Origin of the sequence: Nostocoides japonicum T1-X7, assembly GCF_001046855.1 — a bacterium.
Classification (GTDB): Bacteria; Actinomycetota; Actinomycetes; order Actinomycetales; family Dermatophilaceae; genus Nostocoides; species Nostocoides japonicum.
The window spans coordinates 4,779,267-4,780,667 of the sequence record NZ_HF570958.1 but is presented as its reverse complement, the minus strand read 5'-3'; the positions used below and the strand labels follow the sequence as shown (position 1 = coordinate 4,780,667).

Sequence of the window (1,401 nt, the reverse complement as noted above, 5' to 3'; positions counted from 1 at the left end):
CCCCCACCCCCCCCCCCGCCGTACCGTGCGCGACGCTCACCAGCGGCGCGCCGCCGAACCCGTCCCACGTCAGTCGTCCCCGCCCCGGCGTCGCCGCCGTGCGCAGCAGGTGGTCGCCGCAGCGGGCGGCCAGGGCCAGCGCGTCGACGTCACCGGTGCGTTCGTGCACCGCCAGCAGGCCGAGCAGCAGCCCGGCCGTCCCGGCCATGACATCGCCCGGCGTGGGGCCTGTCATCGTCGTGTCGTCGCAGGCGGCGACGAGTCGAGTGACGTCGTGGGCGAGGTCGCCCTCATCGAGGAGCGCGGCGATGGCCGACAAGCCGTAGAGGATCGAGCCGGCCCCGGTCCCCGCACCGGCGCCGACGGCAGAGGCGAGCTGTCGTGGATAGTGCCGCACCGCATACCGCAGATCGCCGACGGCAGCGCGGGCCGCGTCGGCCCACCGTGGATCACCGGTCACCCGCGCCAGCGATGCCAGGAAGAAGCCGATGCCGGCGGCGCCGCTGTAGAGGTCGTGGCCGATGATCGCCACCTGGCTCCCCTCGACGTCGAGCAGGGTCGACCCGATCCACGTCAGCGACCCGTTGCGCCCCGTGAAGGCGGTGCTCAGCAGCTGCTCGCCGACGAGGACGGCGCGCCCCACCGCCTCGTCCGCGGTGAGGACCTGCCCCTCGACGCCGCCCGCTCCGTCGGGAGCGGGCGGGACAGGCATACCCGTCGCACGGCGGTCTTCGACACGGTCGACGTACCGGGCGGCGAACGCCCCCTCGACCAGCCGCTCCTGCCACGCCAGGTCGGCCTCGCTCAGCGACAGCACGCGAGCGCGAAGCGCGTCCCAAGGCGTCGCGTCGAGACATGGCTCGCTCAGTGAGCCGTCCGGAAGCTCCACCCGGGTGGAGTCGGTCCGCACGACGAAGTGCGGTATGTCGAGCTCCTCCATCGCGGCGATCTCGGCCCGGTAGAGCGACCACAGCCGGGGGGCGCTGCGCGTCGCGTAGAGCTGGCGCGACAGCCGATCGAGCGCCACGCCGCGGGCAGCCCCGCTGCGCAGGGCCTCGCCCCTGGCGGCGCTGACGCCGATGAGCCCGTACGAGGCGGTGTCGCGGAGCAGCAGCCGCACCCGGGTGCCGAGGAACGCGGCCAGGGGGCCCTCCGTCGACAGCAGCAGGTCGCGATCGTGCAGGATCCGGCGATAGGTGCTCCGGAACCCCTCCACGACGTCCTGGAGGTGCGGCCCGGGGTCGATGGGACCGCCCGCGTCGCGCGCCACGTTGTCGCCGATCGGGGCATGCTCGGGAACGAGCTCGCGGCTCATCGCGATGGTGTTGACCTGGCGCCACCGCGCGACCTCGCGCACGCCGGCGTGCGGGTCGGCCCCGCCGAGGCCCGCGACGTCGCGGG

At 74.7% G+C, this 1,401-nt stretch carries 1 protein-coding gene; it reads right to left on the bottom strand.

From position 1 onward, the window contains the following. A partial coding sequence (locus tag BN12_RS21710) for a DUF4135 domain-containing protein (protein WP_048555629.1) occupies nt 1-1,401 on the bottom strand: 1,401 nt, incomplete at both ends.